The following is a 24,934-nucleotide window of genomic DNA, read 5'->3' as shown; positions in this document are numbered from 1 at the left end:
CCCCCCCGCGGGGCGCCCCCCCCCCCCCCCCCCGGGCGCCCCCCCCCCCGCCCCCACGCCGCCCCCCCACCGGCCCGCCGGCGGGGTCCCCCGTCCACCCCGCCCGTCGCTTTTCGTCGGAGGACGCGGAGCCGCCGAGGACCGGCGCTCCGCCGGACATCAGGACCTCAGCAGGACCAGCACCGCCGCCGCGGAACCCGCCGCGATCACCAGGCAGATGAAGCCGCTGACCAGCGGGTGCCGGAACCAGGACCGCCCGTTGTCCAGCGCGACCCGGCCGGGTCCGGTGAACATCAGGCACAGCGCGATGGCGATCAGGACGACCGGGTACTCGTAGCCGCCCTCCTGGTCGAAGAACGGGCCGGGCAGCTTCATCGACACGATGGCGCTGGCCATCACGCCGACGATGCCCGCGGCCGCCAGCGGCGTGAACAGGCCCAGCACGAGCAGTGCGCCCGCGCCGAGCTCGGTCCCGCCGGTGACCAGGGACAGCACCGCGCTCTGCTCGAACCCGGCCTTGGCCAGGCTCTGCGCGAACTTCTCCGGGCCGGAACCGCCGAGCACGCCGAACAGCTTCTGCGCGCCGTGCGCGGCGAAGATGCCGCCGACGACCAGGCGCAGCACCAGCAGGCCCAGATCGGTGCCTGCGTTCCACGCGAACGGCTTGCGGTCGTCGAGCTCTTCGTAGAAGTCGGCACCGGAGCCGCGGTCCACCACGGCGGTCGCGTTCGCATCGCTGTACGCGGCGTCGTCGTAGTAGTCGTAGTCGTAGTCCTGCACGCCGAGGCCCTGGGTTCCCGTAGGCCCGTCGGCGGACTTCTTCCCGCCGCGCTGCGGACGCTCGTCTCGGTGTCCGCTGGGGCGATCGTCGTGAATGCTCACGGCGCAGAAGGTTAAGGCATCACGCACTGCCGAAGCGACCCTTTCGGGTGAACCTTTTCCGAGGGGAATTCCACGGAGATCGCGTTGTTCCGGCATTCGCCAGAATGCGGTACCGGACTCGTGAATTCTTCGTTTCCGCAGGTGCCGGCGATGCGCCGCGCGACTCGGACGGTTCCGGATCGACCGCCCGGACCGGTCTCGCGGCGCGGACCGGTTCCGGATCGGCGACCGCGGTCTCATCCGGAATTGCTGCATTCGGTGGCGCTCGCGCGGCTGCACGGCGGGTTCCGCGGAACGGACGTTCCCGGCGGGTGGGATTCCGGGCGGCGCGACGCGCGGCCCGCCGGGTGCTCACCCGGTGTTCACGGCGCGGCCGATACCCTCGGCACTCGTGGCAGCCCAGCGCACCTCCCCCGCCGGTCGCCGTCCTCGCGCGCGGACGGCGGGAGCGCTGCTGGCCGCGATCGCGCTCGGCGGCTGCGCCCAGTTCCCCGACGAGCACCCCGGTGCCTGGCGCGACCAGCCGTCGCTGGAACCGCAGGCCGGCCCGCAGCCACTCGTCGAGCAGCCCGCGCCGCCGCCACCGCCACCGGGACAGCCCACCGAGGACGTGCCCGCGGTGCCCATCGGCTGCATCGACCCGGACCCGGCGGTCGTCGCGACCTGCCTCGACCCGGTCGGCGCCATCACCGTGCTGCCCGACGGCCGCGGCGCGCTGGTCGGCGAACGCGCCACCGGCCGCATCCTGCGCGTCGAGCAGGACGCCGAACCCGTCGAGATCGCCCGGGTGCCGGTGGACCGCTCCGGCGGTGGCGGGCTGACCGGGCTGGCGCTGTCCCCGAGCTACCAGGAGGACGAGCTCGTCTACGCGTACGCCAGCGTCGGCGGCGAGAACCAGGTGCTGCGGGTCGCGCCGGGCGACAGCCCGAAACCGGTGCTCACCGGCATTCCGAAGGGCTCCACCGGCAACGCGGGGGCGCTGCTCGACGACGGGCGCGGCGCGCTGCTGGTCGCCACCGGCGACGCGGGCGACCGCGCGAACGCGGCGAACCCGGGATCGCTGGCGGGCAAGGTGTTGCGCATCGACGGCTTCGGCGCGCCCGCCGCAGGCAACCCCGACCCGAAGTCCCGGGTGGTCGCCTCCGGCGTCTCCGATCCCGGCGGGCTGTGCGGGGCGGCCGAGACCGGCGGCTACTGGCTGACCGACCGCGGCGCGACCCGGGACGCGCTGCACCGCGTCGAGTTCGGCACCGCGCTCGGCGAACCCGCCTGGAGCTGGCCGGACCGGCCCGGCGTGGCCGGTTGCGCCGCCGGACCGGCCTCCGTGGTCGTGGCGCTGACCGACGCGGCGGCGCTGTACGCGCTCAACCCCGGCCCGGACGGCACCTTCACCGGCCAGCCCGCCAAGGTGATGGAGAAGACCTACGGGCGCTTCTCCGCCGCCGCGAACGGCCCGGACGGGCTGCTGTGGCTGGGCACCTCGAACAAGTCCGGCGGCGCGCCCGTGCCCAGCGACGACCGGGCGATCCGGATCGAACCTCCCTCCGGCGACACCGGCAAGGACTGACCCGGGGCCGAAGGCCGGACGGGTCCGCCCCCTCGCCGCTGCGAGGGGGTGACCGGAGCAGGACGAACCCGGCCATGGTCCACTCAGGACGCGTCCCGGCCCGAGGCCGGCGGCGCGCCGGTGGCGGAACGGAACAGCGATGACCTTGGAGCAGCTGTACACGACGCTGCTGGCGGGTGGGCTCGTGCTGCTGGCAGCCATCCTCGCCACCCGCGCGGCGGCGCGCTTCGGCCTGCCCGCGCTGCTGCTGTTCCTCGCGCTGGGCCTGGTCATCGGCGAGGACGGGCTCGGCCTGCACTTCGACGACGCGCAGCTCGCGCAGGACCTGGGCACCGCCGCGCTCGCCGTCATCCTCGTCGAAGGCGGCCTCACCACCCGCTGGTCGGACGTGAAACCGCTGCTCGCGCCCAGCGGGCTGCTCGCCACCGCCGGGGTCGCGGTCAGCGTCGTCGTCACCGCCGCGGGCGCGCACCTGCTCATCGGGCTCCCCTGGCAGGCTTCGCTGCTGCTCGGCGCGGTCGTGTCCTCCACCGACGCGGCCGCGGTGTTCTCGGTGCTGCGCACCCTGCCGGTGCCGCGTCGGGTCTCCGGGATGCTGGAGGCCGAATCCGGCTTCAACGACGCGCCGACGGTGATCCTGGTGCTGCTGTTCAGCACCGTGCCGCTGGAGTTCCACCCGCTGGAAGTGGCCGGGGACGTGCTCTACGAACTGGGCGCGGGCGCCGTGATCGGCCTGCTCGTCGGCCGGGCCGGGGCGTGGGTGCTGCACCGGGTGGCGCTGCCCGCGTCCGGGCTGTACCCGGTGGCGATGTTCGGGCTCGGCGTGGTCGCGTTCGCCGCCTCCGGCGCGGTGGACGCGTCCGGGTTCCTCGCCGCGTTCCTGTCCGGTCTGGTGCTCGCGAACTCCGGGCTGCCGCACCGCGCCTCGGTGCGCTCGTTCGCCGAAGGGCTCGGGTGGCTCGCGCAGATCGGGCTGTTCGTGCTGCTGGGCCTGCTGGTCACCCCGCACGAGCTGCTGCCGGAGCTGCTGCCCGCGCTGGTGGTGGGGCTGGTGCTGCTGCTGGTGGCGCGACCGCTGTCGGTGCTGGTGTCGCTGCTGCCGTTCCGGGTGCCGCTGCGGGAGCAGGCGTTCGTGTCCTGGGCAGGCCTGCGCGGCGCGGTACCGATCGTGCTGGCCACCTTCCCGGTGGTGGCGGGCGTGCCGGGCAGCGACCGGGTGCTGAACGTGGTGTTCGTGCTGGTCGCGGTGTTCACCCTGGTGCAGGGCCCCGGGCTGCTGGGCCTGGCCCGCGCGCTCGGGCTGGTGCGGGCGGACGCGGCGCGGGAGATCCAGGTGGAGGTGGCGCCGCTGGACGTGCTCGACGCGGAGCTGCTGACCGTGTCGGTGCCGCCGGGCTCGCAGCTGCACTACGTGATGCTGCGGGAGCTGCGGCTGCCGGACCCCAGCGCCATCACCCTGATCATCCGCGGCGGCACCTCCTTCGTGCCGGAACCGGGCACGCGGCTGCGCACCGGCGACGACCTGCTCATCATGACCACCGCGGGAGCGCGCACCGCCACCGAGCACCGGCTGCGCGCCGTGAGCCGCCGCGGCCGCATGGCCCACTGGTTCGGCGAGGACGGCGCCCCCGACTGACCCGCGCGGCACCGCGACGGGACGATGCGGGCATGGGTGAGCACAAGGAGCGGATGCTGCGCGGGGAGCCGTACCAGGACGGCGATCCGGAACTCCTCGCCGAGCGCAGGCGCTGCCAGGAACTGCTGGACGACTTCAACGCGACGAGGGCAGGTGAGGAGCAGCGGCGGCAGGACGTCCTCGGCAGGCTGCTCGGGCGGCTGGGCACCGGATCGTGGATCATGCCGCGCTTCCAGTGCGACTACGGGTACTTGATCAGCCTGGGGGACAACAGCTTCCTCAACTACGACGCGATCCTGCTGGACTGCGCGCCGATCAGCATCGGGGATGACGTGTCCATCGGGCCGCGCGTCCAGCTGCTCACCGCGCTGCACCCGATGACCGACCACCAGGCCCGGCGGGAGCGCTGGGAGACGGCGGCGCCGATCAGCATCGGCAACAACGCGTGGCTGGGCGGCGGTGTGATCGTCTGCCCGGGCGTGACCATCGGCGACGACGTGGTGATCGGCGCGGGCAGCGTCGTCACCCGAGACGTCCCGGACCGCGTCTTCGCAGCGGGAAACCCCTGTCGCGTGATCCGCGCGCTCTAGCCCTCAACGCCGAACGGGCCGCCCGTCCCGGAGGACGAGCGGCCCGCTGCCGGTCGGACGGTGCTACTGGCCGCAGGCGGCGAGGATGAGCTCGCGGACCCGCTTGGCGTCGGCCTTGCCGCCGGTGGACTTCATGACCGCACCGACGACGGCGCCCGCGGCCTGCACCTTGCCGCCGCGGATCTTGTCCGCCACGTCGGGCTGCGCGGCCAGGGCCTCGTCGATCGCGGCCTGCAGCGCGGAGTCGTCGGAGACGACCTCCAGGCCCTGCGCGGCGACGACCTCGTCCGGCTCGCCCTGCCCGTCGAGCACGCCGTCGACGACCTGGCGGGCCAGCTTGTTCGTCAGCTTGCCCTCGGCGACGAGCGCGATGACCCGCGCCAGCTGCGCCGGCGTGATCGCGAGCTCGGTGAGCTCGACGCCGCGGGTGTTGGCCTGCTGCGACAGGTAGGCCACCCACCAGGACCGCGCCTCGGCGGGCGGGGCTCCGGCGTCCACGGTGGCCGCGACGAGGTCGAGCGCCCCGGCGTTGACCAGGTCGCGCAGCTCCTCGTCGGAGAGCTTCCACTCGTCCTGGACGCGCTTGCGGCGCTCCCAGGGCAGCTCGGGCAGGGTCCGGGACAGCTCCTCGACCCACTCGCGGGACGGCGCGATCGGAGTCAGGTCCGGCTCCGGGAAGTACCGGTAGTCCTCGGAGGTCTCCTTCTTGCGCCCCGCCGAGGTCGTCGCGGTCGACTCGTCGAAGTGCCGGGTCTCCTGGCGGATCTCGCCGCCGGAGGTCAGCACCGCGGCGTGCCTGCGCATCTCGTGGCGCACCGCGCGTTCCACGCTGCGCAGCGAGTTGACGTTCTTCGTCTCGGTGCGGGTGCCGAACTCGGTGGTGCCCTTCGGCATCAGCGAGACGTTCGCGTCGCAGCGCAGCGAACCCTGGTCCATCCGCACGTCGGAGACGTCCAGCGAGCGCAGCAGGTCGCGCAGCGCGGCCACGTAGGCCCGCGCCACCTCGGGAGCGCGCTCCCCGGCGCCGACGATCGGCTTGGTGACGATCTCCACCAGCGGCACGCCCGCGCGGTTGTAGTCCAGCAACGAGTGCTCGGCGCCGTGGATGCGGCCGGTGGCACCGCCGACGTGCAGCGACTTGCCGGTGTCCTCCTCCATGTGCGCCCGCTCGATGTCGACGCGGAAGGTCTCGCCGTCGTCGAGCACCACGTCGAGGTGACCGTCGAAGACGATCGGCTCGTCGTACTGCGAGGTCTGGAAGTTCTTCGGCTGGTCCGGGTAGAAGTAGTTCTTCCGCGCGAACCGGCACCACTCGGCGACCTGGCAGTTCAGCGCCAGCCCGATGCGGATCGCCGATTCCACCGCCTTGCCGTTGACGACGGGCAGCGCGCCGGGCAGGCCCAGGCACACCGGGCACACCTGCGTGTTCGGCTCGGCGCCGAACTCGTTGGCGCAGCCGCAGAACATCTTGGTGGCCGTGGACAGCTCCACGTGCACCTCGAGGCCGAGGACCGGGTCGAACCGCTCCAGGACCTCGTCGTAGTCCATGATCTCGGCGACCGCGGTCACTGGCCGTCCTCCCCCTTGCGCAGGGTGCGGATGGCGAGCGCGGTGCCGGTGATCAGGCCGAGCGCGGTGATGATCGAGTCGGCCATCGCGAGCCGGTCGCCGTTCGCCTTGGCCTCGCGGAGGCTCGCGCGCAGGCCGTAGGCCGCGGAGAGCACGGATGCGAGCTGGAACGCCGCCTTCAGTTTCTGGTTCATCACGCCACCTCCAGGGCGGGGACACGGTCGAGCAGCGGGCCGCCCTGGGCGGCGTCGCGCGCGGTCTCGTAGGCGGCGCCGACCCGGTAGAGCCGGTCGTCGGCCAGCGCCGGGGCCATGATCTGCAGACCCACCGGCAGGCCGTCCTCATCGGACAGTCCACTGGGGAGGCTCATGGCCGCGTTGCCCGCCAGGTTCGACGGGATGGTGCACAGGTCCGCCAGGTACATCGCCAGCGGGTCGTCGGTGCGCTCGCCGATCGGGAACGCCGTGGTGGGCGTCGTCGGCGACACCAGCACGTCCACCTGCTCGAAGGCGGCGGCGAAGTCGCGGGTGATCAGCGTCCGCACCTTCTGCGCCTGCCCGTAGTAGGCGTCGTAGTAGCCGGAGGACAGCGCGTAGGTGCCGAGCATGATGCGCCGCTTCACCTCGGGCCCGAACCCGGCTTCGCGGGTCAGCGACATGACCTCTTCGGCGCTGCGGCTGCCGTCGTCGCCGACGCGCAGGCCGTAGCGCATCGCGTCGAACCGGGCCAGGTTCGAGGAGCACTCGCTCGGCGCGATCAGGTAGTAGGCGCCCATCGCGTACTCGAAGTGCGGGCAGGAGACCTCGACGACCTCGGCACCCAGCTTCGCGAGCTGCTCGACGGCGGTGCGGAACGAGCGCTCCACGCCGGGCTGGTAGCCGTCCCCGGCGAACTCGCGGACCACGCCGACCTTCACCCCGGTGAGGTCCCCGGCGGCGCCATCGCGGGCGGCGGCCACGACCTGCGGCACCGGCGAGCTGATCGAGGTCGAGTCCATCGGGTCGTGCCCGGCGATCACCTCGTGCAGCAGCGCCGCGTCCAGCACGGTGCGCGCGCACGGCCCCGGCTGGTCCAGCGAGGACGAGAACGCGACCAGGCCGTAGCGGGACACCCCGCCGTAGGTGGGCTTCACGCCGACGGTGCCGGTGACGGCGCCGGGCTGGCGGATGGAACCGCCGGTGTCGGTGCCGATGGCCAGCGGGGCCTCGAACGCGGCGAGCGCCGCGGCGGACCCGCCGCCGGACCCGCCCGGGATGCGCTCGGGGTCCCACGGGTTGCGGGTCGGTCCGTACGCGGAGTTCTCGGTGGAGGAGCCCATCGCGAACTCGTCCATGTTGGTCTTGCCGAGGATGACCACGCCGGCCTCGCGCAGCCGCCGCGTCACCGTCGCGTCGTACGGCGGCGTCCAGCCCTCCAGCATCTTGGAGCCGCAGGTGGTGGGCATGTCGCTGGTGGCGAACACGTCCTTGAGCGCCAGCGGCACGCCGGCCAGCGGCGAGGCGGCCTTCCCCGCGGCGCGGTCCTCGTCGGCCTGCCTGGCGGCGGCGAGCGCGCCGTCCGCGTCGACGTGCAGGAACGAGTGCACCACGCCGTCCACGGCGGCGATGCGGTCCAGGTGGGCCTGGGCGGCCTCCACCGAGGTGACCTCGCCCGCGGCGAGGCGGTCGGCGAGGTCGGCGGCGGACAGGCCGGTCAGGGCCGGGTCACCTCCGGTCGCGGTCGTCGTCATCACGCCTCCTCACTCAGGATCCGCGGAACGCGGAACCGGTTCTCCTCGGCCGCGGGCGCGCCGTCCAGCGCAGCCTCGCGCGGCAGGCTGGGCCGCACCACGTCGTCGCGGAACACGTTCGTCACCGGCACGGCGTGGGAGGTCGGCGGGATGTCCTCCGCGGCGACCTCACCGACCCTCGCGACCGATTCCAGGATGACGTCGAGCTGCCCGGCGAACGTGTCGAGCTCCTGTTCGGTGACCGCCAGCCTGGCGAGGCCGGCGAGGTGCGCGACCTCGTCGCGGGAGATCTTGGACACTACGAAGGCTCCCTGGTCATGTCCGGTATCACGGTTGCTCCTCAGTCTATGGCGGAGCCCGCGCCCACCCGCCCAGGGGGCGATCGGGCGCGCCGGGCACCCGGTCGCTCCGCGCGATCGGGCGACCGCGCCGGGTCCCGGCGAACTCCCACATCGTGGACGAACGCGGGCACATCGTGGACATCGACCGGGGCGGCGCGGACCTGGGCGGGAACCCCGCGAATGCCGTGCTCGTTCCACTACACGAACGCCGGTCGCACCGATAGGGTGCGGTGTCTGCCACAATTTGCCCCGCCTGCCGGGCGCACGGTGGCCTCCGCGTGCGGCCGTGTGCGGTGCGGGGAGCGCGGACGGCGAGGTTCCGCGCACGAAGCTGGAGGCGTTGAGTCCGGTGTCCTTCCTGATCCGGGTGCAGATACCGGACCGTCCGGGCGTGCTGGGGGCGGTCGCGTCCGCACTCGGCGAGATCGGCGCCGACATCCTCAGCGTCGACGTCGTGGAGCGCGGCGGGGACGTGGCGATCGACGACATGGTCGTCGAACTGCCCTCGGGCCGCCTCCCGGACATTCTGATCACCGCCGCGGAGTCCGTGGACGGCGTCGAGGTCGACGCGGTCCGCCCGTACGCGGGCGTGCTGGACACCCACCGCGAGCTGGAGCTCGTCGAGGACATCGCCGCGGAACCCGGCAACGGGCTGCAGATCTTCGCCGAAGGCGTCCCGAAGATCATCCGGTCGGGCTGGGCGATCGTGTTCGGCCACCACGCGGGCGGTGCCGAGCAGCTCGCCGCGAGTTCGTCGGCCCCGCAGGAGGGCTACCTGGAACTGCCGTGGTTACCGCTGCCGCGGGCCACGATCCTGGACGGCGACGAGCTGTGGGTGCCGGAGACCTGGCAGGAGCTGGGCACCGAGCTGGCCGCCACGCCGATCGGCAAGCCGGACCGCGTCCTGCTCGCCGGCCGCCCCGGCGGCCCCATGTTCCGCGCCGCCGAGGTCGCCAGGCTGGCCCACCTCGCCGGAATCGTCTCAGTAGTCCTGGACGGCTGACCAGCGACGGAGGTCGTCACTCACCTCTTGTCAGCGACGAGGCCGCTGAGCGGCGCCCCCAGCGGCCTCGTCATTTTCCTGTCAGCGGCGAAGCCGATGAGCAGCGACCACCAGAGCAAAAGGACCACCCGCGGGTTCTCAGCGCTTTCCTCGCGAGGACAGCGATTTCCCTCGTGGCGGAGCCACTTGGGAAATCGATCCCGCAGCGAGGAAAGCGCTGAGGTTCCGCCACCCGCCCCTATCGCAGGGCGATCCGATCACTCAACCTCAAGCGCCGCGGAGGCTGCTGCTTCTGGGCCTTGTTCCAGGAGCACCCGGAACCCGTCCTCATCCAGCACCGGCACCTTCAGCTGCACGGCCTTGTCGTACTTGGAGCCGGGCGAGTCGCCGACGACCACGAACGCGGTCTTCTTCGACACCGAGCCGGCGGCGCGGCCGCCGCGGGCCATGATGAACTCCTTGGCCTCGTCCCGGGAGTAGGTCTCCAGCGAGCCGGTGACGACGATGGACAGGCCGGTGAGGGTGCGCGGCACCGACTCGTCCCGCTCGTCGGCCATCCGCACCCCGGCGGCGCGCCACTTGCGCACCACTTCGCGGTGCCAGTCCACCTCGAACCATTCGCGGACGGCGGTGGCGATGGTGGGGCCGACGCCGTCGACGGCGGCGATCTCCTCCTCGGCGGCGTCCTCGATGCGCTCCAGGGAGCCGAATTCGCGGGCGAGCGCTTGTGCCGCGGTGGGGCCGACGTGCCGGATGGAGAGCGCCACGAGCACCCGCCACAGCGGCTTCTCCTTGGCGGCGGCGAGGTTCTTGAGCAGCTTGGCACCGTTGGCGGAGAGGTTGCCCTCCTTGGTGCGGAACAGCTCGGTGCGCAGCAGCTCGTCCTCGCCGAGGTCGAACACGTCGCCTTCGTCGACGAGCACGCCGGAGGACAGCAGCGCCACCGCGGATTCGTAGCCCATGGCTTCGATGTCGAAGGCACCGCGCCCGGCCAGGTGGAACAGCCGTTCCCGCAGCTGCGCCGGGCAGGACCGGGAGTTGGGGCAGCGGATGTCGACGTCGCCCGCCTTCTGCCGGTGCAGGGTGGCGCCGCACTCGGGGCATTCGGTGGGCATCACGAATTCGCGTTCGCGGCCGTCGCGGACGTCGACGACGGGCCCCAGCACTTCGGGGATCACGTCGCCCGCCTTGCGGATGACGACGCGGTCGCCGATGAGCACGCCCTTGCGCCGCACCTCGTCGGAGTTGTGCAGGGTGGCCATGGAGACGGTGGATCCGGCGACCTTGACGGGTTCCATCTCGGCGTAGGGGGTGACGCGGCCCGTGCGGCCGACGTTGACCTTGATGTCGCGCAGCGTGGTCGTCGCCTGCTCCGGCGGGTACTTGTAGGCGATGGACCAGCGCGGGGCGCGGGAGGTGGTGCCGAGGCGGCGTTGCAGCGAGACCTCGTCGACCTTGACGACGACGCCGTCGATCTCGTGCTCGGCGGTGTCCCGGTTCTCGCCCCAGTACCGGATGTGCGCCACGATCTCGTCCACTGTGGACAGAACCCGGGTGTGCCGGGACACCGGCAGGCCCCAGGCCTTCAGCGCCGCGTAGGACTCGGACTGCCTGCTCGGTTCGAAGCCCTTCCGCTTGCCGAGGCCGTGGCAGATCAACCGCAGCGGGCGGCGCCGCGTGACGCGCGGGTCCTTCTGCCGCAGCGAACCGGCGGCCGCGTTGCGCGGGTTCGCGAACGGGGATCCGCCCGCGTCGACCAGGGCGGCGTTGAGCTCGGCGAACTCCTCGACGCGGAAGAACACCTCGCCGCGGACCTCCACCAGCGCGGGCACCGGGTACTCGTCGATGCCGTGCAGCTCGGTGGGCACGTCGCCCATGGTGCGCACGTTGAGCGTCACGTCCTCGCCGGTGCGGCCGTCGCCGCGGGTGAGCGCGCGCGCCAGCTTCCCGTCCCGGTACAGCAGGTTGATCGCCAGCCCGTCGATCTTCAGCTCGCACAGGTAGTGCACGTCGGTGCCGACCTCGCGCTCCACCCGGTCCACCCAGGCGCGGAACTCCTCGGTGTCGAAGGCGTTGTCCAGGCTGAGCATCCGCTCCAGGTGGTCCACCGCGGTGAACTCGGTGGAGAAGGTGCCGCCGACGGTCTGCGTCGGCGAGTCGGGGGCGCGCAGCGCGGGGTGCTCGTCCTCCAGCCGCTGCAGTTCCACGAACAGCTCGTCGAACTCGGAGTCGGCGATCGTGGGCGAGTCGAGCACGTAGTAGCGGAACTGGTGACCGCGGACCTCGTCGGCGAGCGCCGCGTAGCGCTCCCGCACCTCGGCGGGCACGTCCTCCACGCCCTCCGCCTGCGCGACGGCCGGGTCGGCGGGCAGCTCGGCGTCCGGCCGCGCGGCGGTTCCGCCCTGCTCGGGGCCGGTCGCGTCCGGACTGGTGGGAGCGGTCTTCTCGCCGGAGGCCGTGCCGGCGCGGTCCTTGCTGGTCACGCACTGAGCCTAACGAGCCACCCCGACAGCTCGCGCGGATCACCCGGCCCCGCGGCGCGCCCGGGCCGCGACCCGGCCGGTGCGGTCACCGCGGGCTACCGGGCGGCGGCTCCGCCACCGGTCCGGGTGGGGCTCGGAATCACCCCGCGTCGTCCGGCCGGGCCGCGGCGCCCACGCCGCGGACCAGTTCGCGGAACTCCAGCAGCCCGATCGCGCCCTGTGGTTCCCGCTCGGCGGTCTCCACCCGGCCGAGGCGGTCCGCGGCGAGCCGCTCGCCGAGCGCGGCGTCCAGCGGCAGGAAGGTCAGCGCCGAGCGGGCCGCGGGCTCCATCGCGGCGAAACCCGGGTGGTACACGGCCACGTCCACCACGCCCTCGGCCTCGTCGACCTGGGCGAACACCCGCACGTCGGCCAGCGGCCAGCGCTCACCCGCCAGGTTCACCACGACCTGCGTCGGATCCGGCACCGGCGGCACCGCGTCGTGGTACTCGAACAGCGAATCGCCGGTGGGAGCGGCGGCCAGCCACGCGTCGGTGTAAGGCCGCACCCGCGGATCGGCCTGGCCGCTGACGACGAGCGCGTAAGGGGTGCGCCCACCCTGCTCCAGGGAGAACGCCAGGTCCGGGTGCACCGCCGTGACGGCCGCCGCCAGCTCCGCGTCCAGCTGCTGCGGGGCACCTTCGCCGAGGGCCGCGGCCACTCGCGGCAGCAGTTCGTCCCAGCGGCGCCAGAACTCCGCCGCCTTCGCCCGCGCGTCGGCGGCCACGTCGTCGACCTCGTCGGGCGCGTCCTGGGCGGTGCGGCGGCGGAAGAACCTCAGCATGCGGCCATTGTGCCGCCCCGGCCCCGATTCCCGCGGCCGTTCCGGAAGATCCCGTCCCGCGGCCGATCAGGTCAGGGCCGCGGTCACCAGGTCGGTGAGGTCGCGGCGTTCGATCCGCAGCCTGCCCGCCTCGGCCAGCGCACCGAGCAGCGCGGTCAGCGGATCGCGGTTCGTGGCCTGCCGCAGCACTTCCAGCGCCCGCACCCGCGCGCGGTCCACGCTCGTCACCGGTGCTCGGTGCAGCTCCCACCGGCGCAGCCGCACCACTTCGCCGATGGCGGTGCCGTCCGGTTCGGCCCCGTCCTCCAGCCCGCGCAGCGTCGCGGCCACCACCAGCTGGTCGTGGCCCGCGGTCAGGTCCAGCACGTGCCGCGCCACGTTCACCGCGGCCCGCCGGCACCGGGCGGGACCCGCGCTGCGCACCAGGTCGAGCAGTTCGGTGGGTTCGGCCTCGAAGTCCTCGGCGGCGGGCCGGATGCCGATCTGGCCCAGCCCCACCTCGTCGAGCAACGCCTCCGGGGAGCTGGGCAGGTCCAGCGGCCAGGCCGCGACCGGGTAGGTGGCGAAGTCCCCGTCGAACCACTCCGGGGTCAGCGGTTCACCGGTGATGCGGGCGGCCAGCGCCAGCATCAGCTCGATGGTGTCCGCCCCGCGCTCCCCCGGTCCGCTGCCCGCCCACGGGAGTCCGGCGCGGACCTCTTCGAGCCCGTCGGGCCGGGTCCCCTGGCGGAACGCGGGCATCAGCGCTTCGAAGGACGTGCGCACCTCGCCGTCGACGGCGTGGCTGAACTGGGTGAGCGCGTTGACGTTCCAGAACGCCGAGACGACTTCGGTGCCGCGGCTGACCTGGCGCAGCACCTCCGGCCTGCTGCCCTGGAAACCGCCGTCCTCGGCGACCAGCGTCCACTCCCCGGCGCTGCGCAGCCCGATCACCGGATAGCGGTCCTGGTGGGCGAAGGCCTCTTCGCAGTACTCGTCGAAGTCGAGGGGGCGCCGGTGTTCGGTGATGGCGCCGAACCGCCCCGCGATCGCGTCGAGGCCGGTGCCGCGCACGAAGGTCAAGCACGCGGCGTCCTGGACGGTGCTGCGGTGCACCCATCCGAACCGCTCGACTTCCCCGGTGTTCGACACGTCTGGTTTCTTACCATCGCTGGGACATCCAGGTGATGTGAACGGCACTAACGATCTTGCTCATCGGGGCGAACCTCGCGCCACCGCTAGCGTTCCGCCGCTTCCGCGAACACCTCGTTGACCTGTCGCGCCACCGCGGGCGCCCGCCGCGCCCACTCCGGGGAGGCCCCGGCCAGCCCGCAGGACGGGCTCACCGCGGCGCGTTCCAGCAGCGCCTTCGGCGCGAAACCGAGGCGGGCGGCCAGTTCCAGCCCGGGCCGGGCGAGTTCCCGCGGATCCGGGCGGTGTTCCGGGTCGACGGCGGGGACCAGGCCGAGCAGCAGCCGGGTGCCCTCCTCCCACGCTTCGCCGAGCTCGTCGGCGAACGCCCCGGTGACCGAGCCGAGCCGAGTGGCGTCCAGCGAGATCGTCCCGGCGCCCGCGCCGCGCAGCAGCCGCACCGGCGGCCGGGACGCGCAGCAGTGCACGATCACCGGCTGCCCGGTGGCGGCGGCGAGACCGTCGATCAGGTCCGCGAGCAGTCGCTGCGCCTCCGGCCCGGGCACCGCGGGCACCTGGCCGTAGCCGGACGGGGTGGGCAGGTTCCCGGCGAGCACCGCGGGCAACGACGGTTCGTCCAGCTGCACCACGACGGGTGCGCCGGTGCGGGCGGCGACCTGCGCGGCGTGCACCCGGAGTCCTTCCCCGAGGGATTCGGCGAAGTCCCGCAGCGCGCCCGGGTCGGTGAGCACCCGGTGCCCGCGCTCCAGCTCGATGCCGGCCGCGAGCGTCCACGGTCCGGCGGCCTGCACCTTGACCGCGCGCGGCGCACCGGCTTCGGCGACGGCCTGCTCGACGGCGTCCAGGTCCCACCGCAGCAGGTCCAGGGCGCGGCGGTGGTCCCGGCCGGGGCGGCCCGCGACGCGGTAGCCGGAGGGCACGACCTCGACGGCGAGGTCGACGAGCAGCCCGGCGGTGCGGCCGAGGATGTCGGCACCCACTCCGCGCGCGGGCAGCTCCGGGAACGGCATCAGGTCCGGCAGCTCGCCCAGCACGACGCGGGCGGCTTCCAGCGGATCCGTTCCCGGCATCGAGCCGATGGCGGTGGCGATCCCGGGGTTCCACGCTGCGTCACTCACGCCCCCATTATCGGCGGCGCCCACGGGCGGACCGGCAGGCGGGATGCGCACGCTAGGTTAGGCTAACCATGCTTACCGTCCTTCGGTGTCACCCGCTCGGGCGCGCCGGTTCTGCGAAGGAGTACTCCATGCCCCTGTCGTCCGGGACGTCCGCGCTCTCGCGCCGCGGGTTGCTGCAAGCCGCGGGGGTGCTCGCCGTGCTGGGCGCCGCGGGCTGCGCGGGAGGAGGCGGCGCCGCCGAACCCGAAGGGGCGACCCGCAGCGTCGACTCGCACCTGGGCCCGGTGACCATCCCGGCCGACCCGCAGCGCGTCGTGTGCCTCGACCAGTACGCCACCATCGCGCTGCTGGACGTCGGCATCCGGCCCGCGGCCACCGTCGACGGCCTCGACGACTGGATGCCGCAGCAGCACAAGGCGGCCTACGAGCAGCTGCCCCGCGTCGGCGGCTACCAGCCGGAGATGGAACGGGTGATCTCCATGCACCCCGACCTGATCATCGGCAACAGCGCGTTCACCCTCACCGGCGGCAGCACCTACGAGCAGCTGTCCGGCATCGCGCCGACCGTCATCCTCACCTCCCGGGTGTCCGGCGAGTGGCAGGAGATGGCGTTGCAGGCCGCGAACATCGTGAACCGGCCGGAGCCGATGAACCGGCTGCGCGACGACTACCTCGCGCGGGCGAAGAAGATCCGCGAGACCTACGCGGACGCGCTGGGCCGCACCCGGTTCAACCTGGTGGCCTCGTTCAGCTCCGGCAGCTGGAACCTGTGCCTGCCGGACTCGTGGAGCGGCGTCGTGCTCGCCGAGGCGGGCGCCCGGTTCGGCTCCGCCGCGGAAGGCAAGACCGGCAGCGCCGTCGAGCACTCCTACGAGCAGCTGGGCGTGCTCAACGACACCGATGTGCTGCTGTACCAGGTGAACCCGGACGGTTCGGCGGAACCGGCGATGGAGGCGCTGCTCGGGCAGGGCGCGTTCCAGAACCTGCCCGCCGTTCGCGAGCGGCGCGGGATCCCGTTCCACAACCTGTACGTCTTCGGCTACTCCCAGGCCGTCGCGGCCCTGGACGAGCTCGAAGCGATCCTCAAGACCCGCTGACGCACCGGCTGCACGGCGGCCCGAGGGGATCCGGCGCGGCGGCCGCTGCTCGGCTGAACGGCCCACCGGCCCGAGATCGGGCGGGTGGGCCGTTCAGCCGAGCGGGCCGGAGGATCCTCAGCGGGTCGCCGAGATGAGGCCGCTGCCGAGGACCAGATCGCCCTCGGGTTCCGGGCGGTACAGCACGATCGCCTGGCCAGGGGCCACGCCGCGCAGCGGTTCGGTGAGCTCGACGCGCAGGCCGCCGTCCGCGACCTCGGCGACGGCCCCCGCCGTGCCGCCGTGCGCGCGCACCTGCACCACGCACTCGGTGGACCCGTCCAGTTCCCGCTCGGACGGCCAGATCGGCCGCTTCGCGTCGATCCCGGTCACCCCGAGGTGGTCGGCCGAGCCGACCTTCACGGTGCCCGACACCGGTTCCAGCGACAGGACGTAGCGCGGTTTGCCGTCCGGCGCGGGGGCGTCGATGCCGAGGCCCTTGCGCTGCCCGACGGTGAACCCGTGCACGCCGGTGTGCTTGCCGAGGACCGCGCCGGTCTCGGCGTCCACCAGCTCACCCGGGGTCTGCCCGAGCTTCGACTCCAGGAAGGAGCGGGTGTCGCCGTCGGGGATGAAGCAGATGTCGTGGCTGTCCGGCTTCTGCGCGACGGCCAGGTCGCGGCGCTCCGCCTCGGCCCGCACCTCGGACTTCAGCGAGTCGCCCAGCGGGAACATCGAGTGCCGCAGCTGCTCCGCGGTCAGCGAGGCCAGCACGTAGGACTGGTCCTTGCCCTCGTCGCGGCTGCGGCGCAGCTCCGGCACGCCGTCCTGCACGACGAGCCGCGCGTAGTGGCCGGTGCACACGGCGTCGAAGCCGAGCGCCATCGCCTTCTCCAGCAACGCCTCGAACTTGATCTTCTCGTTGCAGGTGAGGCACGGGTTCGGGGTGCGGCCGGCGGCGTACTCGCCGACGAAGGTCTCGATGACCTCCTCGGTGAACCGCTCGGCGAAGTCCCACACGTAGAACGGGATGCCGAGGATGTCGGCGGCGCGCCGCGCGTCGCGGGAGTCCTCGATGGTGCAGCAGCCGCGGGCGCCGGTGCGCAGCGTCCCCGGTTTCGCCGACAGCGCCAGGTGCACGCCGGTCACGTCGTGGCCGGCCTCCACCGCGCGGGCGGCGGCGACCGCGGAGTCCACCCCGCCGCTCATCGCAGCCAGTACTCGCACTGCCTCACACCTCCGTCGTGGCGGTCGTCCGCGCCGCCGCACGGCGCAACCCGGTCAGCCCGGCGTTGCGCGCCCGTTCCACCACCGGCCCGATGGCCTCGGTCAGCGCCCGCACGTCGGCGCCGGTGGAGTCGTGTCCCAGGGAGAACCGCAGCGAGCCGCGCGCCGCCCGCGGTTCGGCCCCCATCGCCAGCAGCACGTGGCTCGGTTCGGCGACGCCCGCGGTGCAGGCGGAACCGGTGGAGCACTCGATGCCGTGCGCGTCCAGCAGCATCAGCAGGCTGTCGCCCTCGCAGCCGGGGAAGGTCAGGTGCGCGTTGCCGGGCAGCCGCGCCGGCGCCGGTCCGGTCACCGACAGGTCCGGGTCGCCGTTGAGCACCACGTCCGGCACCGCCGCGCGCACCCCGGCGAGGAGTTCGTCGCGCAGCGCGGCGACCGCGGGCACGTGCGCGGCGCGCTGCTCGACGGCTTCGCGGGTCGCGGTGGCCAGGCCGATCACCCCGGGCACGTCGAGCGTTCCGGAGCGCACCTCCCGCTCCTGGCCGCCGCCGTGCTGCAGCGGGGTGCACGGCACGTCGCGCGCCAGCAGCAGCACGCCCGCTCCGTAGGGGCCGCCGACCTTGTGCCCGGTCATGGTGAGCGCGGCGGCGCCGGAGGCGGCGAAGTCGACCGGCACGGTGTCCACGGCCTGCACCGCGTCGGTGTGCAGCGGCACCCCGTAGCGGTCGGCGATCGCGGCGAGCTCCGGGATCGGGTTGACGGTGCCGACCTCGTTGTTGGCCCACATCACGGTGGCCAGCGCGACGCGGTCGGGATCGGCGCGCAGCGCCTCCTCGAACGCCTCGGGGCGCACCCGGCCGTGCTCGTCGACGGGCAGCCAGGTGACGTCGGCGCCTTCGTGCTCGGCGAGCCACTCCACGGTGTCGAGCACCGCGTGGTGCTCCACCGCGGAGGCCAGCACCCGGTCGCGCGCCGGGTCCGCGCCGCGGCGGGCCCAGAAGATGCCCTTCACCGCGAGGTTGTCGCTCTCGGTGCCGCCGCCGGTGAACAGCACTTCGGAGGGCCGGGCGCCGAGGGCGGTGGCGATGGTCTCGCGGGACTCCTCCACGGCGCGGCGGGCCCGGCGGCCCGAGGTGTGCAGGGACGAGGCGTTGCCCAACCGGGCCAACGCCCCGCTCATCGCCGTGACCGCTTCCGCCCGCATGGGCGTGGTGGCCGCGTGGTCGAGGTAAGTCATCGCCCCACCAGGGTAATGCAGGCTCATCACCCGACTCGCCGTGCCAGGTGCTCGGTCACGCCCGGCCGCTGCGGAACACGCGGACGGCACCGAGCACGGCGATCACCGCCAGCCCCAGGTCCAGCGGCACCACCCCCGCGGGGGCCCCCCCCCGCCCCGCCCCGCCCCCCCCCCCCCGGGGGGGGCCCCCCCGGGGGGGGGCCGGGCCCCCCCACCAGGACGCCGCCGAGCGCCACCAGCAGGGCCTGCCCGAGCATGTCGGAGATCTGCAGCGCCGAGGAGTGGAACCCGCGCTGCTCCGGCGCCGACAGCGCCAGCACCCGCACCGAGGTGCTGGCCACGCCGAGCCCCATCCCCACCCCGCCGAGCGACCACAGCACGAACACCGGCCACGCCGAGCCGCCGGCCGGGGCGATCAGCACCAGCCCGGCCACCGCGATCGCCACCAGCACCAGCCCGGACCCCACCAGGTGCTCCCGGCGCGCACCGGCCCGGCGGCTCTGCCACAGCGCCCCGACGCTCCAGCCGAGCGAGCCGACGGTCAGCGGGACGCCCGCCGCGGTCGGCGAGAACCCGTGCACCACGGACAGGGTCAGCGGCACGAACGCCTGCGCGGTGAAGAACACCCCGGCGAGCAGGCCGCGCGCGAGCACCATCACCGGGATGCCGGGCCGCCCGGTCCCGGTACCGCTGGGCAGCAGCACCCGCAGCGACGGCACCAGCACCAGCAACCCGACCAGTCCCGCGACCAGCACCGGCAACCGCACTCCCCCGGCCGAACCGGACAGGTCCTGCGCCGCCCAGTTCAGCCCCACGGCCCCGGCGGCGGCGCCTACCGCCGCCAGCGGCAGCCCCGGAACGGGCGCGGCGTCCGGTTCGCCCTCGGAACCGATCCGCCGCACCGTCGGCACCAGCAGCAGCGCCCCGAGCACCATCAGCGGCGCCAACCCGAGGAACACCCAGCGCCAGCCCACGTGCTCGGTCAGCGCCCCCGCCACCACCGGCCCGAGCAGCGCGGGCACCACCCAGGCCGCGGACAGCGCGCCGAACGCGGCAGGCCGGTCCCGCTCCGGGTAGACGCGGGCGATCAGCACGTACAGCGCGACGATCTGCGCCCCGGCACCGAGCCCCTGCAGCGCGCGGGCCACCAGCAGCACCGGCATCCCCGGCGCGAACCCGGCGAGCACCAGGCCCGCCGCGAACGTCGGCATCGCCACCAGCAGCGGGACCGCGGGACCGCGCCGGTCGCAGATCCGGCCCGCGACGACCGTGCCGATGGCGCTGGCCGCCATGAAGATCGTGAACGGCCACGAGTACCACTGCTCGGCGCCCCATTCGCGCACGATCGTCGGCAGCGCGGTCCCGATGCCCATCGCCTCGAACGCGGCGAGGGTGATGACGAGGACCAGTCCGGCGGTGAAGTTCCGCCGCTGCGGGCTCCACAGCGCGCTGGTCGAAGGACGGGCGGGTTCGGGCGTGCCGGTGGCTTCGTCGTCGATCGTCACCCGGTGAGCCTGCAACCCGCACCCCGGTCGAGGTCCAGTCGAGTCCACCGTTCGGCGGTGCGAGACCTGCGCCGGGCCGGACGCCGGCGGTCGCTCCTACGCTGGCCCCGGAGCGAGCCGCCACCACGGAGGAGCAGGTCATGGTCGACGCCCAGCAGCAGTTGGCCGCGGTGCGGCGCACCGTCGGCACCCGCGAACTGGAGACCGGTCCCGCGCGGGTCGCGGTGCTCGCCGAACGGCTGGACGCGCCGCTCGACGAGGTCTGGGACGCCGTGACGAGCGCCGAGCGGATCCCGCGGTGGTTCCTGCCGATCAGCGGGGAGCTGCGCCTCGGCGGCCACTACCAGCTGGAGGGGCACGCGGGCGGCACCGTGCGGCGCTGCGATCCGCCGCGCTCCTTCGCCGCGACCTGGGAGTTCGGCGGCGAGGTGAGCTGGATCGAGGTGCGGCTGCGCCCCGCCGACGGCGGCACCGACCTGGAGCTGGAGCACCTGGCGCACGTGTCCGAGCAGCGCTGGGCGCAGTACGGGCCGGGTGCGGTCGGGCTCGGCTGGGACTCGATGCTGCTCGGCCTCGCCTCGCACCTGGCGCCGGAGGGCGGGATCACCCCGGAGGAGGGCCCGGAGTGGCTGGCGTCCGAGGAAGGCCTGCGGTTCCTGCGCGCCGGCTCCGAAGCCTGGTACGAGGCGAGCGTGGCCGCGGGCACCCCGGAACCGGAGGCGCGCGCCGCCGCCGACCGCACCCTCGCCGCCTACACCGGCCAGGAGTGACCCGGGCACCGGAACGTCCGGACGGCCCACGACGGCGGAAGAGGACGATGGAGAAGTACGGCGACACCCTGTTCACCCTGGACGCCGACGAGGAGGTGCGGCTCGGCCTGCTGTGCCGGATCTTCGACCCGGAGACCACCCGCCTGCTCGCCGAACTCGGCACCCGGCCGGACGCCCGCTGTCTGGAGGTCGGCGCCGGCTCCGGGTCGATCGCCCGGTGGTGGTGCGAGCAGGTCCCCGACGGCGAGGTGGTCGCGACCGACGTGCAGACCTCCCTGCTGGAGCGCGACCCGCGCCCGAACCTGACCGTGCTGCGCCACGACGTGGTCCGCGAGGTGTTCCCGCCGGAGTCGTTCGACGTGATCCACGCCCGGCTGGTGCTGTCCCACCTCCGCGAGCGCGACGAGGTGCTGCGCCGGATGCGGGACTGGTTGCGGCCCGGGGGCGTCGTGCTGGTCGAGTCGTTCGGCTGGTTCCCGCTGGGCGGTTCGCCGAACCCGGTCTACAGCGGGGTGCTGCGGCGGTGGAGCGACCTGCTGCGGGAGGTCGTGGGCACCGACAGCGGCTGGTCCCGGCGCCAGCCCGGATCGCTGCTGGAGCTCGGCTACCGGGACGTCGGGGCGCGCTCGGCCACCTGGCACCTGCGCGGCGGCACGGACCTCGCCGAGTTCTGGCGGCGCGGCGTGGCGATGTCGGCGGAGCGGCTGCTCACCGACGGCCGGGTGTCGGCGGACGAGCTGGCGGAGTTCCACCGCCTGCTGCGGGACCCGGGTTTCTGGGATCTCTCCCCCGCGTTCGTGCAGGCGTGGGGCCACCGCTAGCGGTTCCCCCCGGGGCCCTTCCGCCAGGACGGTGCCGGGTCGCCGTTCAGCGGCCGCGCCGCTGACGAGGAGCGGACGTCCCCGACACCGGCCCGCTGCCGCGTTCGTCCAGCGGTGATCAGGCCGCCGACGGGAGCGGGTGCGGGGCGCAGCGGTGCCGGTGGGCGGGGTGCCGTTCCGCTGCGGAGGTGGCTCGGGCGACGGCGTGCCGTGCGCGGCGGGCCAGCTCGGCCCGGCTGCCGGTCGCCAGCTCCGGCAGCACCTCGAACTCCACCACCAGGTCCCGCGCCCGCGCCACCGCGAGCACCGAGTCCAGCAGGGTCGCCGCCCCGACGAACGCGGCGACCGTGGTGGGCTCCCCGGCCCCGGTGCGGAACCGCAGGGCCACCGGCCGCACCGGCACCCCCGCGTCCAGCGCCGCCTGGAACACCGCGGGCCGGTAGCGCCCGGAGGCCCGGCCGCACCAGGTGGTGCCCTCCGGGAAGGCGCCGACGACGGCACCACCGCGCAGCGCGTCGGCGAGCGCGCCGATCGCGGCGGGCAGCGCCGAAAGCCGCTCCCGGTCGATGTAGAGGGTGCCGACGCGGGTGGCCAGCGGTCCCACCACCGGCCAGGCCCGCAGTTCGATCTTCGCCAGCAACCGCATCGGCCGCACCGCCATCAGCGCCACCACGTCCAGCCAGGACACGTGGTCGGTGACCACCAGGCAGCCGGAGCTCCCGAGCTCGCCGCGCACCACGAACCGCACCCCGAACGCGCGCAGCAGCGCCCGGAACCAGGCCCGCACCAGCGCGGTGCGCAGCGAGCCGCGCAGCAGCGCGAACACCACCGCCAGCGCCACGCCCAGCAGCAGCAGCGCCACCGCGCGGGACAACCGCAGCACCACCAGGTGGGTGCCGGCCCGCGGGCTCCCCGGCCCGGGCAGGCATCCGGGACCGCACGGGGAGTCCGGGAACCACGGGTGCGTCATGCCGACGCGCCCAGGAAGAACCGCAGGTACCGCTGGTCGATCTCGGTGAAGTTGAGCAGCACGAAGAAGTCCGCCACCCCGAACTCCGGGTCGTGCGCCGGCGGTCCGCACACCCACGCGCCCAGCCGCAGGTAGCCCTTCAGCAGCGCGGGCAGCGGACCGCGGTGGGTGCGCGGCACCCCGTCCGGGTTCCACGGCCGGTAGGGCCGCACCCGCAGCTCCGGGGGCGAGAGGTGCTTGGCGGTCACGGCGTCGGCGACCTTCGCCGCCAGCGGCCCGCCGTCGTCCAGCGGCACCGAGGCGCACCCGGCGAGCCAGGTGTGGCCGGACAGCAGCATGTAGCGGGCGATCCCCGCCCACACCAGGCTCACCACCGCGCCGGAGCGGTGGTCGCGGTGCACGCAGGACCGGCCGGTCTCGACCAGGGCCGGGCGCAGCGAGGTGAGCGAGCCCAGGTCGAACTCGCCCTCGGAGTACAGCTTCCCGGCGGCGTGCGCGCGTTCCGGCGGGAGCATGCGGTAGGTGCCGACGACCGCGCCGGAGCGGTCGTCCCGGACGATCAGGTGATCGCAGAAGTCGTCGAACGGATCGGTCTCCACGCCGGGCAGGTCGGCGTGCACGGTGGCGCCCATCTCCTCGGCGAACACCTGGTAGCGCAGGCGTTGGGCGGCCCGCACCTCCTCGGCGTCCCTGGCCACGAGCAGCGAGTAGTGGGCTCCGCCGGAGGCGGACGATCCCGCGGGCGCGGTGCTGGCAAGCAGCTGCGACTCGGACATGCCTGCAGGTGTATCGCCGCGCGCAGGAAGCGCAGTAGATCGGACGAGGGCACGCAGCAGGAACTTTCGGTGAATGCGCGGTACTCGATCGATGCGGTCCGCCTCGCGGGTCGCCGCGGCCCGGGAAGTAGGTTTGCGGGATGCCTGAGCCCGACCGGAACCTCGTGGAACTGTTCACCGACGGCGCCTGCAGCGGCAACCCCGGCCCCGGCGGGTGGGGCGTGGTGCTGCGCTACGGCGACCACGAGCGCGAGCTGCACGGCGGGGAGCCCGCCACCACGAACAACAAGATGGAGCTCACCGCGGTCATCGAGGGGCTGGCCGCGCTGACCCGCCCGATGCCGCAGGTGCGGGTGTTCAGCGACAGCACCTACGTGCTCAAGGGCATCTCGGAGTGGATGCGCGGCTGGAAGCGCAACGGCTGGTTGACCTCGGCGAAGAAGCCGGTGAAGAACGCGGACCTGTGGCAGCGCCTGGACGCCGAGGTGCAGCGGCACGGCGAGGTGACGTGGAACTGGGTGAAGGGCCACAACGGCCACCCGGAGAACGAGCGCGCCGACAAGCTCGCCTGCCAGGGCCGCGACGAGCACCGCTGACCCGCGGCCGGGCTCCGGCGGTGGCCGCCGCCGAGGAGCCCGTCCGTACGACGAGAACGGGCCGCGCCCCGGTGCGGGGTGCGGCCCGTTCTCGGCTCAGCGGAGGGCTCAGCCCTTGCGCTTGCCGACCTCGTCGGTCAGCTGCGGGGCGACCTTGAACAGGTCGCCCACGACGCCGTAGTCGGCGATCTCGAAGATCGGCGCCTCGGCGTCCTTGTTGACCGCCACGATCGTCTTCGAGGTCTGCATCCCGGCGCGGTGCTGGATGGCGCCGGAGATCCCGAGGGCGATGTAGAGCTGCGGCGAGACGGTCTTGCCGGTCTGCCCGACCTGGAACTGGTGCGGGTAGTAGCCGGAGTCGACCGCGGCGCGGGAGGCGCCGCCGGCGGCGCCGAGCGAGTCGGCGAGCTTCTCGACGACGTCGAACGACTCGGCCGAACCGACGCCGCGGCCCCCGGAGACGACCACGGACGCCTCGGTGAGCTCGGGGCGGTCCCCGGCCTCGGCGGGCTGCACGCCGGTGATCTTGGCGTTCTTCGCGGCGTCGACCGCGGGCACCTCGACCGCTTCCTGGGCACCGGCGCCGGCGGCCTGCTCGGCCTCGACGCTGCCGGGCAGCACGGTCACGACCGGCGTGCCGGTGGTGACCTGGGCCTTGGCGTTGTAGGTGCCGCCGAACAGCGAGTGCGAGCCGATCCCGTCGCCGTCGATGTCGACGACCTCCGAGAGCAGACCCGAACCGAGCCGCACGGCCAGCCGGCCCGCGATCTCCTTGCCGTCGATCGAGCCCGGTACCAGCACCGCGGCCGGGGAGGCCGAGCCGACCAGCGACGCGAGCACGTCGACGGCCGGGGTGACCAGGTAGGACGCGGTGTCGGCGGACTCGGCCGCGTACACCTTCTCGGCGCCGTAGGACGCCAGCACATCGGCCAGCTTGCCCGCTTCACCGGGCTCGCCGACGACGACCGCGGACGGTGCGCCGAGGCGGCGGGCGGCGGTCAGCAGCTCCAGGGTGACCTTCTTGACCTCACCGCCGGAGTGGTCGACGAGGACCAGAACCTCAGACATGTCTTTCATCTCCTCG

The 24,934-nt window shown here is 73.8% G+C and carries 23 protein-coding genes; 8 read left to right on the top strand and 15 right to left on the bottom strand.

From position 1 onward, the window contains the following. Positions 1-159: 159 nt before the first annotated feature. A complete protein-coding gene (locus LCD31_RS05870; protein WP_224956471.1) occupies positions 160-882 on the bottom strand; it encodes a DoxX family protein in 723 nt (240 codons plus the stop codon). 391 nt (positions 883-1,273) lie between these two features. Here LCD31_RS05870 and LCD31_RS05865 point away from each other — a divergent pair, with 391 nt between their 5' ends. The 3 genes from LCD31_RS05865 to LCD31_RS05855 all read left to right on the top strand — a co-directional run bounded on the left by LCD31_RS05865 (position 1,274) and on the right by LCD31_RS05855 (position 4,675). Next, complete coding sequence (locus LCD31_RS05865; RefSeq protein ID WP_224956470.1) at positions 1,274-2,449, top strand: sorbosone dehydrogenase family protein; 1,176 nt, start codon at positions 1,274-1,276, stop codon at positions 2,447-2,449. 145 nt (positions 2,450-2,594) lie between these two features. Then, positions 2,595-4,085 (top strand): potassium/proton antiporter, encoded by a 1,491-nt coding sequence (locus LCD31_RS05860; RefSeq protein ID WP_374108022.1) that lies wholly within the window; start codon positions 2,595-2,597, stop codon positions 4,083-4,085. Positions 4,086-4,117: 32 nt separating this feature from the next. After that, complete coding sequence (locus tag LCD31_RS05855; RefSeq protein WP_224956468.1) at positions 4,118-4,675, top strand: sugar O-acetyltransferase; 558 nt, start codon at positions 4,118-4,120, stop codon at positions 4,673-4,675. 63 nt (positions 4,676-4,738) lie between these two features. On the opposite strand, the gene gatB is transcribed toward LCD31_RS05855, so the two are convergent. The 4 genes from gatB to gatC are packed head-to-tail and all read right to left on the bottom strand — an operon-like array spanning position 4,739 to position 8,272. After that, positions 4,739-6,244, bottom strand: a complete 1,506-nt coding sequence (gene gatB, locus LCD31_RS05850) for an Asp-tRNA(Asn)/Glu-tRNA(Gln) amidotransferase subunit GatB (RefSeq protein WP_224956467.1) — start codon at positions 6,242-6,244, stop codon at positions 4,739-4,741. Further along, complete coding sequence (locus tag LCD31_RS05845; protein ID WP_224956466.1) at positions 6,241-6,438, bottom strand: hypothetical protein; 198 nt, start codon at positions 6,436-6,438, stop codon at positions 6,241-6,243. The genes gatB and LCD31_RS05845 overlap by 4 nt, the downstream gene beginning before the upstream one ends. Further along, a complete protein-coding gene (gene gatA, locus LCD31_RS05840) occupies positions 6,438-7,973 on the bottom strand; it encodes an Asp-tRNA(Asn)/Glu-tRNA(Gln) amidotransferase subunit GatA (RefSeq protein ID WP_224956464.1) in 1,536 nt (511 codons plus the stop codon). Before gatA ends, LCD31_RS05845 begins: the two co-directional genes overlap by 1 nt. Beyond that, positions 7,973-8,272: an Asp-tRNA(Asn)/Glu-tRNA(Gln) amidotransferase subunit GatC gene (gene gatC, locus LCD31_RS05835; RefSeq protein ID WP_224956462.1), complete on the bottom strand. Its 300-nt coding sequence runs from the start codon at positions 8,270-8,272 to the stop codon at positions 7,973-7,975. Before gatC ends, gatA begins: the two co-directional genes overlap by 1 nt. A gap of 391 nt (positions 8,273-8,663) precedes the next feature. On the opposite strand from gatC, the gene LCD31_RS05830 reads away from it, so the two are divergent. Further along, on the top strand, positions 8,664-9,317 hold the full coding sequence (locus LCD31_RS05830; RefSeq protein ID WP_224956480.1) for an amino acid-binding protein: 654 nt from the start codon (positions 8,664-8,666) through the stop codon (positions 9,315-9,317). A gap of 257 nt (positions 9,318-9,574) precedes the next feature. Here LCD31_RS05830 and ligA read toward each other — a convergent pair whose 3' ends face one another. From ligA to LCD31_RS05810, 4 genes are all read right to left on the bottom strand, one after another. Further along, on the bottom strand, positions 9,575-11,689 hold the full coding sequence (gene ligA, locus LCD31_RS05825) for an NAD-dependent DNA ligase LigA (RefSeq protein WP_224956479.1): 2,115 nt from the start codon (positions 11,687-11,689) through the stop codon (positions 9,575-9,577). Between the two features lie 250 nt (positions 11,690-11,939). Further along, positions 11,940-12,623, bottom strand: coding sequence for a hypothetical protein (locus LCD31_RS05820; RefSeq protein ID WP_224956459.1), 684 nt, complete (start codon positions 12,621-12,623; stop codon positions 11,940-11,942). A gap of 66 nt (positions 12,624-12,689) precedes the next feature. Further along, a complete protein-coding gene (locus LCD31_RS05815) occupies positions 12,690-13,754 on the bottom strand; it encodes a DUF6461 domain-containing protein (RefSeq protein ID WP_224956457.1) in 1,065 nt (354 codons plus the stop codon). 86 nt (positions 13,755-13,840) lie between these two features. Further along, positions 13,841-14,872, bottom strand: a complete 1,032-nt coding sequence (locus LCD31_RS05810; protein ID WP_224956455.1) for a methionine synthase — start codon at positions 14,870-14,872, stop codon at positions 13,841-13,843. Positions 14,873-15,000: 128 nt separating this feature from the next. Between LCD31_RS05810 and LCD31_RS05805 the strand changes: the two genes are divergently transcribed. Beyond that, positions 15,001-15,969 (top strand): ABC transporter substrate-binding protein, encoded by a 969-nt coding sequence (locus LCD31_RS05805; RefSeq protein WP_224956454.1) that lies wholly within the window; start codon positions 15,001-15,003, stop codon positions 15,967-15,969. Between the two features lie 117 nt (positions 15,970-16,086). On the opposite strand, the gene mnmA is transcribed toward LCD31_RS05805, so the two are convergent. The 3 genes from mnmA to LCD31_RS29360 are packed head-to-tail and all read right to left on the bottom strand — an operon-like array spanning position 16,087 to position 19,917. After that, positions 16,087-17,175 carry a tRNA 2-thiouridine(34) synthase MnmA gene (gene mnmA, locus LCD31_RS05800; protein ID WP_224956453.1) on the bottom strand — a complete coding sequence of 363 codons (1,089 nt, stop codon included), beginning with the start codon at positions 17,173-17,175 and terminating at the stop codon, positions 16,087-16,089. Between the two features lie 4 nt (positions 17,176-17,179). Next, the gene (locus LCD31_RS05795; RefSeq protein ID WP_224956452.1) at positions 17,180-18,412 is read right to left on the bottom strand and encodes a cysteine desulfurase family protein; all 1,233 of its coding nucleotides are present in this window, start codon (positions 18,410-18,412) and stop codon (positions 17,180-17,182) included. Positions 18,413-18,438: 26 nt separating this feature from the next. Then, the gene (locus LCD31_RS29360; protein WP_308015824.1) at positions 18,439-19,917 is read right to left on the bottom strand and encodes an MFS transporter; all 1,479 of its coding nucleotides are present in this window, start codon (positions 19,915-19,917) and stop codon (positions 18,439-18,441) included. Between the two features lie 140 nt (positions 19,918-20,057). On the opposite strand from LCD31_RS29360, the gene LCD31_RS05785 reads away from it, so the two are divergent. Both LCD31_RS05785 and LCD31_RS05780 read left to right on the top strand, forming a co-directional pair. Further along, on the top strand, positions 20,058-20,687 hold the full coding sequence (locus LCD31_RS05785) for an SRPBCC family protein (protein ID WP_224956451.1): 630 nt from the start codon (positions 20,058-20,060) through the stop codon (positions 20,685-20,687). A gap of 47 nt (positions 20,688-20,734) precedes the next feature. After that, positions 20,735-21,508 carry a class I SAM-dependent methyltransferase gene (locus LCD31_RS05780; protein ID WP_224956450.1) on the top strand — a complete coding sequence of 258 codons (774 nt, stop codon included), beginning with the start codon at positions 20,735-20,737 and terminating at the stop codon, positions 21,506-21,508. A gap of 118 nt (positions 21,509-21,626) precedes the next feature. On the opposite strand, the gene LCD31_RS05775 is transcribed toward LCD31_RS05780, so the two are convergent. Both LCD31_RS05775 and LCD31_RS05770 read right to left on the bottom strand, forming a co-directional pair. Next, on the bottom strand, positions 21,627-22,478 hold the full coding sequence (locus LCD31_RS05775) for a 1-acyl-sn-glycerol-3-phosphate acyltransferase (RefSeq protein WP_224956449.1): 852 nt from the start codon (positions 22,476-22,478) through the stop codon (positions 21,627-21,629). After that, positions 22,475-23,254, bottom strand: coding sequence for a GNAT family N-acetyltransferase (locus LCD31_RS05770; RefSeq protein ID WP_224956448.1), 780 nt, complete (start codon positions 23,252-23,254; stop codon positions 22,475-22,477). Before LCD31_RS05770 ends, LCD31_RS05775 begins: the two co-directional genes overlap by 4 nt. 140 nt (positions 23,255-23,394) lie before the next feature. Here LCD31_RS05770 and rnhA point away from each other — a divergent pair, with 140 nt between their 5' ends. Further along, positions 23,395-23,850 carry a ribonuclease HI gene (rnhA, locus tag LCD31_RS05765; protein ID WP_224956447.1) on the top strand — a complete coding sequence of 152 codons (456 nt, stop codon included), beginning with the start codon at positions 23,395-23,397 and terminating at the stop codon, positions 23,848-23,850. 108 nt (positions 23,851-23,958) lie between these two features. Here the strand turns inward: rnhA and LCD31_RS05760 are convergent, their stop codons facing one another. Next, positions 23,959-24,918: an electron transfer flavoprotein subunit alpha/FixB family protein gene (locus LCD31_RS05760; protein ID WP_224956446.1), complete on the bottom strand. Its 960-nt coding sequence runs from the start codon at positions 24,916-24,918 to the stop codon at positions 23,959-23,961. Positions 24,919-24,934: the final 16 nt, after the last annotated feature.

It is taken from the genome of Saccharopolyspora sp. 6M, assembly GCF_020176775.1.
Taxonomy (GTDB): domain Bacteria; phylum Actinomycetota; class Actinomycetes; order Mycobacteriales; family Pseudonocardiaceae; genus Saccharopolyspora_C; species Saccharopolyspora_C gregorii.
The sequence above is the reverse complement of the archived record's forward strand: the minus strand, read 5'-3'. Positions and strand labels throughout refer to the sequence as shown.